Annotated in this window: 15 protein-coding genes; all 15 read right to left on the bottom strand. The window is 70.3% G+C overall.

The features are described from left to right. On the bottom strand, nt 1–1,305 hold a 1,305-nt coding region (locus EJ105_RS15725; protein WP_347881322.1), incomplete at its 3' end, for a GNAT family N-acetyltransferase. Then, entirely contained in the window at nt 1,302–2,153 is an 852-nt protein-coding gene (locus EJ105_RS15720) for an alpha/beta hydrolase (protein ID WP_250167110.1), read from the bottom strand. The genes EJ105_RS15720 and EJ105_RS15725, both read right to left, overlap by 4 nt. Before the next feature lie 53 nt (nt 2,154–2,206). Beyond that, nucleotides 2,207–3,127 (bottom strand): arginase family protein, encoded by a 921-nt coding sequence (locus EJ105_RS15715; RefSeq protein WP_250167109.1) that lies wholly within the window; start codon nt 3,125–3,127, stop codon nt 2,207–2,209. 13 nt (nt 3,128–3,140) lie between these two features. Further along, nucleotides 3,141–4,583: an aspartate aminotransferase family protein gene (locus EJ105_RS15710; protein ID WP_250167108.1), complete on the bottom strand. Its 1,443-nt coding sequence runs from the start codon at nt 4,581–4,583 to the stop codon at nt 3,141–3,143. Next, nucleotides 4,576–5,295: an MtnX-like HAD-IB family phosphatase gene (locus EJ105_RS15705; protein ID WP_250167107.1), complete on the bottom strand. Its 720-nt coding sequence runs from the start codon at nt 5,293–5,295 to the stop codon at nt 4,576–4,578. The genes EJ105_RS15710 and EJ105_RS15705 overlap by 8 nt, the downstream gene beginning before the upstream one ends. Before the next feature lie 8 nt (nt 5,296–5,303). Continuing rightward, nucleotides 5,304–6,521 carry a beta-ketoacyl-[acyl-carrier-protein] synthase family protein gene (locus tag EJ105_RS15700; protein WP_250167106.1) on the bottom strand — a complete coding sequence of 406 codons (1,218 nt, stop codon included), beginning with the start codon at nt 6,519–6,521 and terminating at the stop codon, nt 5,304–5,306. Continuing rightward, the gene (locus EJ105_RS15695) at nt 6,518–6,835 is read right to left on the bottom strand and encodes an acyl carrier protein (protein ID WP_250167105.1); all 318 of its coding nucleotides are present in this window, start codon (nt 6,833–6,835) and stop codon (nt 6,518–6,520) included. The genes EJ105_RS15700 and EJ105_RS15695 overlap by 4 nt, the downstream gene beginning before the upstream one ends. Nucleotides 6,836–6,922: 87 nt before the next feature. Further along, nucleotides 6,923–7,840: an HlyD family secretion protein gene (locus tag EJ105_RS15690; RefSeq protein ID WP_250167104.1), complete on the bottom strand. Its 918-nt coding sequence runs from the start codon at nt 7,838–7,840 to the stop codon at nt 6,923–6,925. Then, a complete protein-coding gene (locus EJ105_RS15685; protein WP_250167103.1) occupies nt 7,837–8,562 on the bottom strand; it encodes an ABC transporter ATP-binding protein in 726 nt (241 codons plus the stop codon). The genes EJ105_RS15690 and EJ105_RS15685 overlap by 4 nt, the downstream gene beginning before the upstream one ends. Then, the gene (locus EJ105_RS15680) at nt 8,559–9,692 is read right to left on the bottom strand and encodes an ABC transporter permease (RefSeq protein ID WP_250167102.1); all 1,134 of its coding nucleotides are present in this window, start codon (nt 9,690–9,692) and stop codon (nt 8,559–8,561) included. The genes EJ105_RS15685 and EJ105_RS15680 overlap by 4 nt, the downstream gene beginning before the upstream one ends. Beyond that, entirely contained in the window at nt 9,692–11,095 is a 1,404-nt protein-coding gene (locus tag EJ105_RS15675; protein ID WP_284145471.1) for an efflux transporter outer membrane subunit, read from the bottom strand. Before EJ105_RS15675 ends, EJ105_RS15680 begins: the two co-directional genes overlap by 1 nt. A 169-nt stretch (nt 11,096–11,264) precedes the next feature. Continuing rightward, a complete protein-coding gene (locus EJ105_RS15670) occupies nt 11,265–12,956 on the bottom strand; it encodes a cyclic peptide export ABC transporter (RefSeq protein WP_250167100.1) in 1,692 nt (563 codons plus the stop codon). A 60-nt stretch (nt 12,957–13,016) separates the two neighbouring features. After that, the gene (locus EJ105_RS15665; protein ID WP_250167099.1) at nt 13,017–13,349 is read right to left on the bottom strand and encodes a hypothetical protein; all 333 of its coding nucleotides are present in this window, start codon (nt 13,347–13,349) and stop codon (nt 13,017–13,019) included. 55 nt (nt 13,350–13,404) lie between these two features. Continuing rightward, complete coding sequence (locus EJ105_RS15660; protein ID WP_250167098.1) at nt 13,405–14,733, bottom strand: sensor histidine kinase; 1,329 nt, start codon at nt 14,731–14,733, stop codon at nt 13,405–13,407. Beyond that, entirely contained in the window at nt 14,730–15,398 is a 669-nt protein-coding gene (locus tag EJ105_RS15655) for a response regulator transcription factor (protein WP_250167097.1), read from the bottom strand. Before EJ105_RS15655 ends, EJ105_RS15660 begins: the two co-directional genes overlap by 4 nt. Nucleotides 15,399–15,404 lie beyond the last annotated feature (6 nt).

Raw genomic sequence — 15,404 nt, 5'->3', positions numbered from 1 at the left:
GACCTGTTCGGATACATCGAGGGCTTCTACAATTCCCGCCGCCTGCACTCCGCCCTCGGCTACATCAGCCCGGCCGAGATGGAACGCAGAGCGGCTTAACCCCGTCCACTTTTTCGGGGGAAGATCACGCTCCCGATCCATCGGATCAGGCGACGAAGCGGTTCGCGAGGAGGCAAGCTGGGGATCCAGGTGATCGAAGGACAACCAGGGGCCCAGGCCTGCGAGCAGACATTGCACCAGGCGATTGTGATGGCGGAAGCGAATGGTTGAAGGGACCAGACGGCTGCCGAAGCGCAGCTTCGAGGCGTAGGCGGTCTGCCCGGTCTGCAGCTCGCTTACGGCCCGCTCCAGGCAGAACCGCACATTCGCCATCCAGCTGACCGCATAGAGGTTGTGGTTGCGCGCCAGCGGGTAGCGCATGCCCAGGAATTTGTCGATCACGCGGTCGGATTCGACGAGTAGCAGGTTAAAGGCCGCAAGCGTGTCTCCCACCCAGTAGAGGGCAAAGACGGCCCGCTCTCCGAGCGCCTCGGCGACGGCTGCGAAATAGCCCGGCGGCAGCACTTCGAGTTCGCCGTAATCGAGGCCGCTGCGCGTGCGCGTCGCCTCGTAGAGGGTTTCGATTTCGTCCTCCAGCCCGGCGATGCCGATACGATGCTCGATGCGCACCGACCCGGCCTTCGCAAGCTTGCGGCGGATGTCCTTGCGCGTCGCGCCGGAGAGCGAGGCGAGATAGCCGTCCGCATCCACGAAAGGCAGGTCTAGCGTGGCGACCGGAAGGCTGCCGAGACTGGCGAAGCCGGCACGTCGAAGCATCGGTGCCAGCGCCTCATCCTCCCGAGGCGCAAGATCCTTGAACGCGACGAGATGCGCGCCCCGCGCCCGCGCCTCCGTCTCCAGCGCGGTCAGCAGGACCGCCATCGCCCCGGCGCGGGCTGCCGCATCTAGGCGAGCGGCGAAGCCGAGGTGGCAGCGCTCCGCATAGGGCGAGCCAACGCAAAGCACCCGGATCGCCGCAAGACCGGGAACCACCCGGAAGGCAGCCTCCGCCCACCGCCGCACACGCCCCTGCAACGGCGTGTCCAGCCTGTAAGCGAAGGGAAAGACCGGCGCCACGGCAGCGACGCCGACACAATCCGTGACGACCACGGCCCCGCAGCGCAGGCCGACACCGGAGGCGACCGCCGCGCTGTCGCAGGCGCTGAAATAGGCGTGATCTTCCGCCTCCCCCGGCAGGCAGGCGTCCCAGTCCGCCGCCGCGATCTCGGCGATGCTTTCGACGACGCGCGCCGCGAACCTCGTCATTGCGCCGCGGCCACGCGCGCTCGGCCGGGCCGCGTTCTCCCGCCCGCGGTCGCGAGGCGGTTCGCGAGCGCGAGCGTGCGGTCCACGACAATGCCGCGCTGCTGGTCGATGGTGACGAGGTGATAGCAATCGTCGAGGATCACCGCGTCGACGAGCCCGCCGAGGCGGTGCTGGATCTCGAAGACGTTGGAAAGCCCGGCGATATCGTCCTCGCGCGCATGGACGAGCAGCGCCGGGCAGGTCACGGCGGGCATCCGCGCGCGCGTCACCGCGACAAGCCGCCAGAGCTGCTGGAGCGCCCGCGCGGGCGTGCCCTCCAGCCCGGCCATTGCGGTGTCGCCGGAGGCCATCGCCTCCATGATCGTCTGGCGAGTGCGCCTGTGCTTGATGCCGTAGGGCTCGCGCTCGGGAAAGCGGTAGCGGCGGCCGAGCGGCGTGTTGATCAGCCACTTCAGCAGAAAGGCGTAGCGCGGGATCGACCAGCCGTCGTAACGCAGGGTCGGCGCGTAGAGCGCGAGGCCGTCCACCTGGGCCGGACGCTCGGCGGCGACATGGATGGCCAGCACAGCGCCCATCGAAAGGCCGCCGACGATCACCCGGTCGCACTCGGCATGGAGGCGCGCCAGGGCGTCGAGGGCGCTTCGCGCCCAGTCGCGCCAGCCGGTGGCGAGCAGGTCGCCCTCGCTGCCGCAATGACCGACGAGCTGCGGGCAATGGACCGTGTGACCAGCGGCGTTGAGCGCCCGAGCGATGAGTTTCAGCTCCACCGGTGTGCCGCCGAGGCCGTGGAGCAGGAGGAAGCCGGTTCGCCCGCCGGCCAGCCTTATGCCGTGGTCAGCCGCGGCCACCCGGGGTGCAGGGCCGTCCTCTTCCCGCGACGGGCGCGCGTTTCCAGAGATCATCACAGCACCCGGTCGAAGAGATCGATGAGTTGGGCATTCACCCGCGCATTGACGGCGAGGTCGTCTGCGCTGGGGCGAAGGGGCAGCGGATGGTCGAACCTCGCCAGGGCGGCGCGGAACGGGTCTTTGAAGCGCGGCTCCGACCAGTCGCCGCAGACATCCACGCCGGCGATGTGGCGCGTGCCGGCAAGATGCTCGACCGCGGCGAGCAGATTGCCGAGCGGCAAGGCGCCTTGGTCCCAGTTGGTCAGCGCGTCGCCGCGCGCGAGCACGTCCTTGTCGATGGTAATCCATATGGCGCGGGTCAGAATCTCCTCGACGAGCTCGCCGAGGAAATCCGTCCAGCTTTCCTCGGCGAGATTGCGCCAGTGCAGATGGTCGCCCTCCTGCCGGTAGCAACGCGTGTGGCCGTAGCGGCCCCAGACGCGCGACGGGGGATGCCGCCAGGGGTAGAGCGCGATGCGCCCGTCCCGCACCGCCCCAAGGTTCGCGAGCTGCAATTCCGGCCGCACCAGATCGCCGCTGCATGGGCCGATGGTGACCACCTTGTACACATGCCGCAGGCTGAGTGCGCGATTGACCCAGGCGCCGCAATTGTGCGTGGGGGGAAACCGCACCCAGTCGGGATGATTGTCGAAATGGACGATGGTGACGGGCTCGTCCAGCGCCGCCACCAATCCGGCCGTGAGGTGGTGGAAATCGCCCGAGCCGTAGAAGGTGACGGTCGCGCCCGCGCCGTCCTCCGCCGGCGGCAGCCGCGCGGCGAGGCGGCGCAGCGCCCCGCGGCTCGCGACGATGCGCAGGCGGCCGGCGAGGTCGACGGCATCGATGCGGGTGGCCGTCCCCGCATCCATGCGCCGGCGCAGCGGCTCCTGGGCCGGCAGGCTGCCGTCCAGATCGATCACACGAAATCGCGCCATGGTCGCGCGCCGCTCAAGCCGCCGCGACGCGGGCGAGCAACTGGTCGAGCAGCGCGATGGCGAGATCGATCTCGGCGTAGCTCATGGTCAGCGCCGGCGCGAGGGTGATGACGTTTTTGTGGTAGCCGCCGATGTCGAGCACGAGCCCATAGCGGCGGCCGGCGACCTCGAGATCGGCCTTCATGCCCTCATCGCACATGAGGTCCACGAGGCGCTTGGCCGGCGTATAGCTGTCGTGCGCCTCGCAGATCTCCATGCGCAGCGCCATGCCGAGGCCGTCCACGTCGCCGACGATCCTGTGGCGCCGCTGCAAGTCCCGGAGCCCCTCCAGGAAGTAGGCGCCCTTGGCCATGACCATGGGCTCGTAGTCTTCCTCGGCCATCATCTTCATCGCCTCCAGCGCGACGGCGGTGCCGAGCGGGTTGGCGTTGAAGGTCGAATGGGTGGAGCCGGCCGGGAAGACGGTGGGATTGATGAGCTCTTCCTTCGCCCAGACGCCAGACAGGGGATTGAGGCCGTTGGTGACCGCCTTGCCGAAGACGATCACGTCCGGCTGCACGCCGAAATGCTCGATCGACCAGAGCTTTCCGGTCCGGTAGAAGCCCATCTGGATCTCGTCGACGACCAGCAGGATGCCGTGGTCGTCGAGCACCTTCTTCAGCCCCGTGAAGAAGTTGCGCGGGGGAATGACGTATCCGCCCGTGCCCTGCAAGGGTTCCACATAGAAGGCCGCGTATTCGGCCTGGCCGAGCTTGGGGTCCCAGACGCCATTATACTCGCTCTCGAACAGACGGGCGAACTGGGCGACGCAGTGTTCGCCATACTCCTCCTTGCTCATGCCCTTCGGTCCGCGGAAATGGTAGGGAAAGGGGATGAATTGCGCGCGCTCGCCGAAATGGCCGAAACGCCGGCGATAGCGATAGGACGAGGTGATAGCGGACGCGCCGAGGGTGCGGCCGTGGTATCCGCCCTCGAAAGCGAACATCAGGCTCTTTCCGTTGCTGGCGTTGCGCACGATCTTGAGGGAATCCTCCACCGCCTGGGCGCCGCCGACGTTGAAATGCACCCTCCCCTTGGCCCCGAACTTGGCCTCGGCATCCTTCCCGATCATGGCCGCGAGCTCGATCTTCTCGCGGTGGAGATACTGGCTCGCCACCTGCGGCAGAGTATCGATCTGACGCTTCAGCGCGGCGTTGAGGCGCGGGTTGGCGTAGCCGAAGTTGACGGCCGAGTACCACATCTGCAGGTCAAGGAAGCGGTTTCCGGCCGCATCCAGCATGAAAGACCCTTCGCAGCCCGAGAAGATCTTCGGAAACTGCGTGTAGTGAACCGTATCGCCATGGGAGCAATACTCGGCCTCAAGGGCCAGCAAGCGCGCCTCCTCGGCGGCGAGGCCGGCGCGCGTCGCCCCGCTGGCGGCGGTCGAGCGGTCGTGCTGGAGAACGGCGTTATCCATTGATCTTGTCCTCGAGTTGACGGGGTGCGGCCGGCAGCGGCGCGCCGGCGAGAACCACTTCCAGACGCGCGCTGGCGTCGGTGAAATCCGCGATGGGGTGATGGGGGATGCCGGCCTGCGCACAGTGGGCGACGAGGCTGGCCTTGGCGAACACGAGGTCGGCTTCGCCCGCCACGCAGAAGTCCGACCGCCCGTCACCGACGAGCAAATTCAGCGGGCGCGCCAGTTGCGCGGCGACACGGCACTTGCAGGTGCCGCTGCCGCAGGCTCCGCCCGGCGCCGCATGCGGCGACAGCAGCCGCCAGCGGTCGCCGCCCATCCACCTGAGTTCGTTGGCGACCACCGGGATGGGACCAAGGCCGGCGCGCGCCATGACCGTGCGGATCGTCCTGTCGAGCCCGTCGGACACGATGGTGAGGGGAATGGCGTGGCGCCCGCAGAGGCGGACGAACTCCGGGAACCCGGGATCGATCTCCAGCGTGGCGGCGAAGGTGTCGAGCGCGTCGGGCGAGACGCGCAGCAGATCGACCTGTCGGGTCATGCAGGCGCGCGAGCCGATGAGGCCGGCGTGCCATTCGGCCTCGATCGCCTCCCAGCCCGGCGCGGCGAAGCGTTCCAGGACGCGGTCGGTGGTGTCCTCCCGGGAGATCGTGCCGTCGAAATCGACGATGGCCTGCCAGAGAGATGGCGGCGAGGATGGCGCAGGGGGCAAGGCGGACCTCACAGGGGCGCGAGCGGGAGCGCCTCGACGATCAGCGCGGCATTGACGCCGCCGAACGCGAAGCTGTTGCTGAGGCCGATCGCACCGGCGATGGGCTGGTTCTGGTCGCTGATGGCCAGCGGATATTCGGCCTGTGCCGCCTCGAAGCCGAGGGTGCCCGGCGCGGTGCGGGACTGGAGGGCGAGGATCGTCGCGGCAAGCTCCAGGGCACCCGAGGCCCCCAGCGTATGGCCGTGGACCGGCTTGGTCGCCGAGAGTGGAATGCGCGCCGCATCGGCGCCCAGGACCGCCTGAAGGGCTTCGGCCTCGGCGGCGTCATTCAGCCGCGTGCCGGTGCCATGGGCGTTCACATGGCTGATGTCGTGCGGAGCGAGGCCGGCATCTGCGAGCGCTGCGCGGATGGCCGCCGCCGCGCCGCCGGCATCGGGGCGCACCAGATCACCCGCGTCGGAGGTCGTGCCATAGCCACGCAGGCGGGCGAGGACCGGCGCGCCACGCCGTGCCGCCGCTTCGTCGCTCTCCAGCACGAACACCGCCGCGCCCTCGCCCAGCACCATGCCGTCGCGGTCCGCGCAGAAGGGTCGGCAGCGGGTCGAGGTCAGCACGCGCATGGCCTGCCAGCTCTCAAGGGCGGACGGCGTGAGCGAGGCCTCGGTTCCTCCCGCGAGCACGCGATCGGCAAGGCCCGCCCTGATGAAGCTTATGCCGAGCCCGATGGCCTGCGCGCCCGAGGCGCATGCGCTCGATAGGGCGAGGACGGTGCCGCGGCAGCCCCACCGACGGCTCAGCAGCGCGGGGGCCGCATGGGCCATCAGCCGGGGAATGGTGAGGGGATCGGGCCGGCGCTGCTCCACATAGAGCCCGTGGTGGCTGTCGTCGATGGAGGTGGCACCACCGATGCCGGTTCCAACCAGCACCGAAGTGCGATCGCCAGCCAGATCTTCCGCACCCAGGCCGGCCGCAGCAACCGCTTCCTCCGCCGCCAGCAAGGCCAGCAGGCTGAAGCGGTCATACGCGCGCCGGTCGCCAGCCGTCTGCGCCACGCTGTCGGGGAGATCGCCGATCTGAGCCGCCCGGAACGCGCGACGCCCGAAGGCGCGCGGCAGCACGACGGGGCCGATGGCGCTACGCCCATCGAACAGCGCGCGGGCGAAGGCGCGCCGGTCGGCTCCGGCGGCGGACACGACGCCGAAGCCGGTGATCGCGACGCTGCTCATGACTGCAGCGCAGGCGTCGCGCGCTTGACGGTGTCCGCGAGCAGAACCACGAGTTCGCCGAGATTGCGCACCTCGCCCCAGCGCACCTCGCTTCCGATCTCGATGTCGAAGGCCTGCTCGACGCCGTTGATCACCAGGACCGCCTCGAGCGAGTCGAAATCCAGCTCGTCGAGGGTGGCGCCGGGCTTCAACGCGGCGCGGTCCAGCATGCCTTCCCGGGCGATCAGGTCCACCAGGAGCGCGGCGAGCTCGGGCTCGACGGAAGAGGGCCAAATCTCGGTGGGCCGGTCGTCGTCGGGCAGATTGGCTGACAAAGGGGATCTCCGATCCGATTGCTTCTGGGGAGATCGATGCAGGCGGCGGATTACGCGGGCATTACGTGCGATTGCTGAGCTTCATCTTCACGGATTGTGAAAGCGTACATAGACGCGCTGGCCGATGAGGAAGAGCTCCGGCCGGTCGATTTCGAGGATGCCGTCCGCCACGCGCACGTCGGCGCGCTCGGTCGGCCCCTCGCCCCCGCGGCGGTTGTCGAGGAAAGCACCGACCCTCAGAACACGGCCGGGAGCGCTCGTGCGCTCGTCGCTCTCCGCGACGATCTCGGCAGTCATGCCCGGCTTCACCAGCCGCACGAAATTCTCCTGGATCTCCGCCCGCACGATCAGAGGCGCATCGGGGATGACAACGAACATCTCCGTCGCCGCGCCGGCGGACACGATGTCACCCGGTTTCACCGAGCGGCGCGCGACACGCCCGGCGAGCGGGGCGCGCACCTCGCGGCGCTCGCGCTCATAGAGGGCACTGTCGCGGCGGGCGAGCGCGAGCGCGGACGCGGCCTCGGCGCCCTTCAACTCGCCGGTCAGCGCGGCCATCGCCGCCTCGGCCTCGTCGAGGGCCTGCGCGGAAACCGCCTGCTCCTTCGCCGCGCGGCGGGTGCGGTCGAGGCCACGCTGCTGCATGGCGCGTCGCCGCTCCAGCGCCGCCTGCCGGGCCTTCGCCTCATCGAGCGCGGCCTCGGCGGCGGCGAGGGCGAAGCTGGCCTCGCGCGCCGCGAGCCGCGCCAGAACCGTGCCGGCCTCCACGCGCTGGCCCTCGGCCACCAGCACCTCCTGAACCTCGCCGTCCCGCGTGGCCACGATGCGCGAGAGGCCGCCCTCCACCTCCACGCGCCCGCGCGCCGCGGCGATCACCGGCGCGCCGTCCGGCTGCGGCTCGGCATCCACCCGGCTGCTGTTGGTCACCATCACGATGCCGGCGGTGATGCAGACGGCGAGCGCCAGCACCACCGGGGCGATGGTGACAAAACGCGAGAGCTTCATGGACAGGTCTCCGTGGCGCCGGATCTCGAAGCGCCGCGACTGTCGCGGCAGAGCCGGCCGTCCTCCATCTCGATGACGCGGTCGGCGCGGGCGATCAGGCGCGGATCGTGCGAGACGCAGACGACGATGGTGCCGCTGCGGTGGGCGATCTCGCGCAAGAGGTCGGTAACGATGGCCCCGTTCACGCTGTCGAGGGCGCTGGTGGGCTCGTCGGCGAACAGCAGGCGTGGGCGCTTGACGATGGCCCGCGCGATCGCCACCCGCTGCTTCTCGCCGCCCGACAGCTCGGCCGGGCGCAGATGCTGCCGCGGGCCGAGCCCCACCATGTCGAGCACCCGGGCGGCTGCCCGCCGGCCCACGTCATGCGGGATACCGCAATAGTCGAGCACGAGTTGCACCTGCTCCAGCGCATCAAGCGCCGGAAACAGGTTGAAGCCCTGAAAGACAAAGCCGCAATGAACGAGGCGGAAGGCGTCCCGCGCGGCATCGTCGAGCGCACAGAGGTCCGTTCCGAGCGCTCGCACCTCGCCGCGATCCGGGCGCGACAGGCCGCTCAGCAGCGACAGTAGCGTGCTCTTGCCGCAGCCCGAGGGACCGCTGATGAGGGAGAGTTCGCCCGGATGGAGCGCGAGGGAGACGCCGCTCAGGGCCTGCGTCCGGATGGACTGGACGACATAGGATTTCTCCAGCCCCCACGCGCGCAGCGAGACGTCCGCCGTCATCGCAGCAGCGCCGCGGGATCGGCATGGCGCAACCGGCGCAGCGCGAGCACGCCCGCGAGCAGCGCGACCGACAGCACGAGGCCGCCGGACAGCGCCATGATGCCGGGGCCGAGCGCGAAGGGGATGCCGTTAAGATAGGCCAGCGCCGCCGCGAGCAGGCTGCCGGCGAGACCCAGCGCCAAGCCGACGGCGCCGACCCACGCCGCCTGCTCCACCACGATGCGGCGCAGCTTGGGGAACGGCACGCCGATCGCCCGCAGGGTGGCGTATTGCGGCGTCGAGGCCGCGACGGCGGCCGTCAGGGTCTGGCTGGTGATGAGCGTGCCCACCAGCAGGGCGACGATGGTCGCGAAGATGAAGCCGACGCCGGCGCCCGATTCCAGCAGCCAGTAACGCACCGAGCGTCCGGCCAGATCCTCCGCCGTCCAGACCTCGAAGCGCTTTCGCGTCTCGGACTGGGAGAAGCGGGCCTTCACCGCCCGGGCCGCGCCGGGGGAGCGCAGCGCCGCGAGATAGTAAGTGACGTCGCCGGCCGCCGCGAGCGACCGATCGAGCGCCCTGACGGTGGCGAGGGAGGCGACCACGTTGACGCCGCCCATGGCGCGCATGCCGTCCGTGGTGCCCACCACGCGCACCCGCTGCCCGTTGATCTCGGCGGCGCCACCAATGGCGGTTCCCAGCTTGTCGAGGTCCGCCGCGTCCACCAGCACGGTCGCCGGCTCCGTCAGCAATGCGCGCCCGGAGCGTGGCATCGCCTCGGCGAGCCCCAACCCATCCGGCCGCGTGTCGATGCCGATGAGGGTGACGCTGACGCCGCCGCCGCGCGGGCCGCGCCAGTCCCCGGAGCCCAGCAGGAGGGGCTCGACGCGCAGGATGCGCGGATCGACCAGCAGCTCGGCAGCGGCGCCGGCATCGATGCTGCGGCCAAGATCGGCGCTCTGCGTTCCGGGAAAGCCGACCCACAGATCGGCGCGCGACTGCGTGACCGGCAGCGCATTGGTGCCGACGATGCCGAGCAGCAGCGCGCCCTGTACGATGATGAGGACGCCGGAAAAGCCCACCGACATCACCGCCGGCAGAAAGCGGCGCCATTCGTGAACCAGCGTCTTGCGGGCGAGTGCGACCGCCATCAGCCCCGCGCCTCCTGCGCCGGAGCCGGCGCGGCCGCACCCAGCGCCTTGTAGAGCGCGACGGTCGCCAGCCCCTCGGCCTCCCGCGCCACGGCCAGCCGGCGCTGCGCCTGGATCAGGCCGGCGTCCGCGTCCGCCCGGCCGCCCGCATCCGCGAGCCCCTCCCGGTAGAGCACGCCGAGCCGGCGGGCCTGCCGCTGGTCCGCCTCGATCACCGCAGAGAGGCGTGTCGTCGCCGCGCGCGCGGCGCGCCAGTTCGCGAGCGCCCCGGCCGCCTCCTGATAGGCGGCGAGGACGGCCTGACGATAGGCGGCCAGCGCCTCCTCCAGCAGCGCGCGCCGGGCATCGACCGCGGCTTCCCGCCGGCCATGGTCGAACAGGGGAATCTGGAGGGACGGCCCGCCGGCGAGGCCCAGCGGCGAACCGGGAGACGGCAGGCCGACGCCGATCGTGCCGCCGAGCCGCAGCTTCGGATAGAGATCCGCCTTCGCGATCCCCACATCGGCGGCGGCCTTCAGCACCCGTTGCTCGGCCGCCCGCACATCGGGCCGCGCCCGCAGGAGATCGGCCGGCCGCCCGGCCTCCGGACCGTCCGGCGGAAGCGGCTGTCGCCCCGAGGCACCGAGCGTGTCGTCGGGCATCGCGGTGCCGAGCAGCGTCGCGATCTGATGGCGCAACGCCCGCGCACGGGCATCGAGCCGGGCGAGCCCGGCCTGCGTCTCCGCGACGGCGGCGCCGTCGGCATCCGCACCCGGCGGCGCAAGGCCGATCCGCTCCCGGCTGCGCGCGAGGCCCGCGCGCCGCTCCTGCGTCGCGAGGAGAGCAGCCAATAGCTCCCGCTGCCGCGTCGTGGAGCACAGGGAGATGTAGGCCGCCGCGACCTCCGCGGTCACCGCGATGCGGACCGCATCCAGCTCGTCGCCGGCGATGGCGGCCGAGGCAGCCGCAGCCTGCTGGCTACTCTCCGACAAGCCGAACAGGCCCACGTCCCAGCTCGCATCGAACCCGGCGACCACCGGCTGCCGCAGGGGATCCTCGAACGGCTCCTCCGACGTGCCGGCCAGCGCCTGCCCGCTGCTGCCCACGCTCGGAAGGAACAAGGCGGATGCGGCGCCCGCCAGGCTTCGCCCGGCCGCGAGTCGCGCTTTCGCCTGCGCGATGGACAGATTCTGACGAGCCGCCTGGGCGATGAGACGGTCCAGCGCCGGATCGCGGAAGCGACGCCACCAGCCGTCGATATCCCGCCGTGGCCCCGGCGCGGCGTCCTGCGCATAACGCCCGGGCAGCACCGGCGCCTCGGCGACGACGGGCTCCAACATCGAGCAGCCCGCCAGCAGCCAGACGCCCGCGAGTGCAAGGGCCGCGGACGGACGGCCGACCGGCGCACGACCATCGCAAGACATGGGAGAAGGTTGCAGCGGCATCGTCCGTCATGTGGCGCGCGTCGGCATCCTCGCCATCGGCGTGAGGCCGGCCAGCCGGGATGCCCGGAAGCGAGGATGCTGGCGGGTGTTGCGGTCCAGTGGCCCTTGCGAGCATCACGGCATCTTGCGCGGCGCGATTACGCGAGCATTACGCCCCGTGCACCGCGAGGGGAGCCGCAGTGGCGGCGGCCATGCGCGCACCGACGGTTTCGGTTGCGGTCACGCGCCCGCGCGCCATGTGCACGATGCGGTCGGCGGCATCGAAATATCGGTCGTCATGCGACACCGCGATCACGGTCTTGCCGGCCTGCCGCAGCTCCGGCAGGAGCTTGCGGTAGAACATGGCCCGGAAGTCCGGATCCTGGTCCGCCGCCCATTCGTCGAACATCAGGATCGGGCGATCCTCCAGCACGGCGTGGATGAAGGCCAGCCGCTTGCGCTGCCCGGTGGAGAGATCGGTGGTGGCGAGGCGCCCCTCTTCGACGGCCACCACCCCGGCGAGATCGAGCCGCTGCAGCCAGGCATTGACCCGCAGTGCGCCGCCCGGCCCGGCCAGGATCTCATCGAACAGATGGTAATCGGCGAACACGCCGGAGAACAGCTGCCGGTAGCCTTCCAACCCGGCGGCGAGCACGGGCCGCCCGTCCAGCAGCACGTGGCCAGTGCAGGGCCGGTACAGCCCGAGCAGGATCTTGATGAGGGTCGTCTTGCCGCTGCCGTTGCCGCCGACGATGAATGTAATCTCGCCCTGCCGAATGGTCAGGTGCGGAACATCGAGCGCGAAGCCGCCCGCGCCTCCCTCACCGGCAAAGCTGTGGCGCACGCCCTGAAGGGCGAGGCTGTCGCAGAAGGGCGGCGCAGGGTGCCTGCCCGCGACGTTCGAACCCTCTTCGGCGAGGCCGGCCGTCAGGGCGCTGATGCGGCGCAGGGCGATCTGCGCCTGGCTGAACACCGGCAGCGCGCTGGCCAGTTCCTCGATCGGCCCCTTGGCGAACAGCATCACGATGATGAAGCCGGTGATGACCTCGTTGTCGATGCCGAGATGGGGCCGCAGCACCAGAACGATGCAGACGAACACGAAGATCAGCGCGATGCTGATGGTATCGACGGCCCAGAACAGGGCGTAGGCCCGGCCGTTGACGGCGGCGATGCGGTTGGTGAGGGCGCCGATGCCCTGCCGCTCCACGCGCAGCCGGCGCGGGCGATTGAGGCGCAGTTCCTTGGCGCCTTCGATGATGGCGCGATACAGCTTCTGCAACTGGTCCTCGAGACCGCGCGCCTCGTCGAACCGGACAAGCCAGGCCCGCATGGCCACGGAGTTGAGCACCCCGCCCAGCACCACCAGCACCAACCCGAAGCACAGCATCGGCACCGACAGCACGAACAGATAGGCGAGGCAGCCCAGAACCATCGCCAGCGCGGTGGTGTAGCCCGCGAAATGATTGCCGAACTCGGCGATCTTCTCCACGTCGCCGTTGAGCACCGCCATGAGCCGCGGGCTCTTCATCCGCTCGATCTCGGCGAGCGGCGCATCGAGGATGCGGTGGCACACCTCCTGCCGCAGCCGCGCGACGATGCGCTGCCCCAGCAGGCTGTTGCCGATGCCGGCGATGAGCTGGCCGGCGAGGCTGAGCAGGCACAGCGCGGCAAGGCCCATCAGCATCCCCGCGGAGGCGGCGGAGGCGAGCGCGCCGTTGATGAGCGAGAGCGCCCAGGCCATGGCCAGTCCGCCCGCGCCGCCCGCGAGGCTGGCCAGCAGGATGAGCCGCCAGAAGGGGCGCAGAAGGCGCAGCACCTCGCGCAAAAGATGCGGGGCCGGTTTGGCGGGAGAGGAGGTCATCGCAGGGTCGCAATCAGGTCTGGAACGGGAGATTTCGGCGCGCAGCGGGGCGGGGCCGGATCAGTGGCCCCAGTCGCCATCGTCACCGGGCTCCTCGTCGAAATCCTCGTCCCAGCCGTCCCGATGGAAATCCGGATGGTAGATCCCGATGGGCGGAGGCTGCGGAACGGGACGGGTCCAGCCGGGATAGGGGCCGTAGACATAGACCTGAGGCGGCGGCGCGGCGAAGACCGATCCGGCCCATGCACCGGCAGCAGCGCCCGCGATGGCGCCGGCGATGATGTCGTCACTGTCCGCGGCCGCGGGACTGACGCTCAGGGCGCTTGAGACGGCAGCACCGAGAAGAAGCGTGGCGATGGTCCGCATGATGAATCCTGGAAGAATGGAAGACATGTGCCATTCTCGCCCCCAGGATTACCGACGCATTACACGGCGGCCCGGCGGAACATCATTGCGGAAAGCTCAAGGTCACCGTGGTGCCACCGCCCGGCGTTTCCTCCATGGAGAGGCCGGCGCCATGCAGCGCCGCGACCTGCGCAACGATGGCGAGGCCGAGGCCCGTGCCGGCGGAATCCTGCTTGCCGCGCGCGAACGGCTCCATGACCGTGCGCCCGCCATAGGCTGTGCCGATGCCGGGGCCGAAATCGATCACCGACACCCGTCGGGACGCGGCCACCTCGACCACCACCCGGCCTCCGCTGCCGCCGTGCTGGATCGCGTTGCGTACGAGATTGGACAGGCCGATGCCGATGGCCTGCGCCGAGCCGGAGACCATCACCGGCCCCTCGCCGCGCAGCTCGATGTCCACGCCGCTCGCCAGCGCCGTCGGCACCTCGCGGGCCGTCGCCTCGCGGACCACCGAGACGAGATCGATGGGCTGCATCTCCGTGGGCTGGGAGGTGAGCCGCGCGAGCTGCAGCAGCATGGTCACCGTCGCCGACAGCGATTGCAGCTCCCCCACCAGCTCCGCCTTGATCTCGCGATCCTCCACGCGCTCAAGGCGCGTGCGCAGGCGGGTCAGTGGCGTGCGCAGCTCGTGGGCGGCATTCGACAGGAAGCGCCGCTGCTCCGCCGTCGCGGCGTCGATCCGGTCGAGGGCGCGATTGAAGGCGAGGGCGAGCGGCTTCAGCTCCGAGGGCTGCCGATCGACCGGCAGCCGCGCGCCCTCCCGGGCGCCGATCTCCTCGGCGGCGGCCGCCGCCCGGCGCACCGGCCGCACGATCAGCGCCGGCACCACCAGAATGGTCGTGAGGATGATGATGGCCATCACCGCCGCCAGGAGCGTCGAGGGTATGTCAGGCTCCCGCAGGAGCGACAGGACGACTTCCGTGCTGGTGTAGACCGCCCCGCCGAGGGCGATGAGCATGGCCGGGTCGTCCTCGGCGCGCGTCGAGCCGAGGAGCTGCATCTCGGGCCCGCTGGCGTCATAAGCGGACCGCGCCTCCGACGCATCCGGCAGGCCGAGCCCCCCGCGCACGCGCGGGGGCACCGCGCCATAGGAAAGGCTGCCGCGAGGCGTGCTGACCACATACCAGAGCTGCGGAAACTGCCGCTGAAACGCGATCAGCCGCCCCGTCGGCGTCAGCAGAGGGCGGCCCGCCTCGTCGAGCCGGACCGAGCGCTTGATCTCGGTGGCAACATCGGATTGCGCGACGTCGCCGTCGTCCCCGTAGAAGGCGATGAAGCCGACGAAGAGGCAGCACAGCAGCGCCGAGATCAGGCCTCCGAGCAGCATCGCGGCCGACGAGGCGATGGATCTCTTCAGCAACATCCTCATTCAGCCATCAGATAACCGATTCCGCGCAGGGCCTTGATTTCCGCACGGCAGCCGGCTTCCCGCAAGCGCTTGCGCAAGCGCGACAGGTGGGCGTCGATGGCATTGGACTGGATCTCGTCGTCGAAGCCGTAGACCGCGTTGTCGAGGGATTCGCGCAGCACCACCTGCCCCGCCCGGCGCATCAGCGCTTCCAGCAAGGCGAGTTCCCGGCGCGGCAGGATCAGCGGCTGGTCGTCCACGTAGGCGGTGCGCGCGAAGGTGTCGAAGCGCAGGTTCGACACGCTGGTGACGCCCTTCTGGTCGAGCTGGTTGCGCCTCAGCACCGCCCGCGCCCGCGCGATCAGCTCCACCGGCTCGAAGGGCTTGGCGAGATAGTCGTCGGCGCCGGCATCCAGCGCCCGCGCGATCTCGTTGGGATCGTCCAACGCGGTGAGCACCAGGATGCTCGGGCGCGGGCTGAGCATCCGCATTTTGGCGATCAGCGTCACCGCGTCGCCGTCCGGCAGCCGGCGGTCCATCACCACCAGATCGAAGGGGCGCACCTTCAGGGCGGTCTCGGCCTCGTCGAGCGTCGCCACGCGATCGGCCCCGCCGAGCGCGGCCTCCAGCGTATCCCGCAGCCAGGGGCCGAGATCGGCATCATCCTCTATGACGAGTATGCGCACGGATGA

It is taken from the genome of Xanthobacter aminoxidans, from assembly GCF_023571765.1.
Lineage (GTDB): Bacteria > Pseudomonadota > Alphaproteobacteria > Rhizobiales > Xanthobacteraceae > Xanthobacter > Xanthobacter aminoxidans.
The sequence above is the reverse complement of the archived record's forward strand: the minus strand, read 5'-3'. Positions and strand labels throughout refer to the sequence as shown.

Excerpts from the sequence above, each read along its gene's own strand:
- EJ105_RS15715 (WP_250167109.1), bottom strand. The coding sequence starts at position 3,127 with ATGGCGCGATTTCGTGTGATCGATCTGGACGGCAGCCTGCCGGCCCAG.
- EJ105_RS15710 (WP_250167108.1), bottom strand. The coding sequence starts at position 4,583 with ATGGATAACGCCGTTCTCCAGCACGACCGCTCGACCGCCGCCAGCGGG.
- EJ105_RS15700 (WP_250167106.1), bottom strand. The coding sequence starts at position 6,521 with ATGAGCAGCGTCGCGATCACCGGCTTCGGCGTCGTGTCCGCCGCCGGA.
- EJ105_RS15690 (WP_250167104.1), bottom strand. The coding sequence starts at position 7,840 with ATGAAGCTCTCGCGTTTTGTCACCATCGCCCCGGTGGTGCTGGCGCTC.
- EJ105_RS15685 (WP_250167103.1), bottom strand. The coding sequence starts at position 8,562 with ATGACGGCGGACGTCTCGCTGCGCGCGTGGGGGCTGGAGAAATCCTAT.
- EJ105_RS15680 (WP_250167102.1), bottom strand. The coding sequence starts at position 9,692 with ATGGCGGTCGCACTCGCCCGCAAGACGCTGGTTCACGAATGGCGCCGC.
- EJ105_RS15675 (WP_284145471.1), bottom strand. The coding sequence starts at position 11,095 with ATGTCTTGCGATGGTCGTGCGCCGGTCGGCCGTCCGTCCGCGGCCCTT.
- EJ105_RS15670 (WP_250167100.1), bottom strand. The coding sequence starts at position 12,956 with ATGACCTCCTCTCCCGCCAAACCGGCCCCGCATCTTTTGCGCGAGGTG.
- EJ105_RS15665 (WP_250167099.1), bottom strand. The coding sequence starts at position 13,349 with ATGTCTTCCATTCTTCCAGGATTCATCATGCGGACCATCGCCACGCTT.
- EJ105_RS15660 (WP_250167098.1), bottom strand. The coding sequence starts at position 14,733 with ATGAGGATGTTGCTGAAGAGATCCATCGCCTCGTCGGCCGCGATGCTG.